At 67.8% G+C, this 394-nt stretch carries 1 protein-coding gene; it reads left to right on the top strand.

Translation table 11 applies throughout. The features are described from left to right. A partial coding sequence (locus F6S12_RS33085; protein WP_315870032.1) for an AMP-binding protein occupies nt 1-394 on the top strand: 394 nt, incomplete at both ends.

The following is a 394-nucleotide window of genomic DNA, read 5'->3' as shown; positions in this document are numbered from 1 at the left end:
CCCGGCCCACCGTCCTGCCCTGGGCGATATGGCCGCACTGAACTACACCGGTGGCACCACCGGCATGCCCAAGGGCTGCATTCATAGCCACGGCGACATGCTCTACACCTGCGCCAGCTTCGTGCCGGTGGCCTTGGGCCTGAGGCAGGACAGCGTGCTGCTCAATTTCCTTCCCGAGTTCTGGATCGCCGGGGAAAACGCCGGCCTGCTGTTTCCCATCTACGCCGGCTGCCGCCTGGTGCTGCTGGCGCGCTGGGACGCCCTGGGTTTCATGGCGGCGGTGGCGCACTACCGGGTCAGCCATTGCGGGCTGCTGGTGGACAGCGCCGCCGAAGTGCTGGAGCACCCAAGCGTCGCCGACTACGACCTGAGCTCCCTGAAGGCCACCGGCTGC

The organism is Pseudomonas sp. JV245A (genome assembly GCF_032424515.1).
GTDB lineage: Bacteria > Pseudomonadota > Gammaproteobacteria > Pseudomonadales > Pseudomonadaceae > Aquipseudomonas > Aquipseudomonas protegens.
This window is presented reverse-complemented; position numbering and strand designations above follow the sequence as displayed.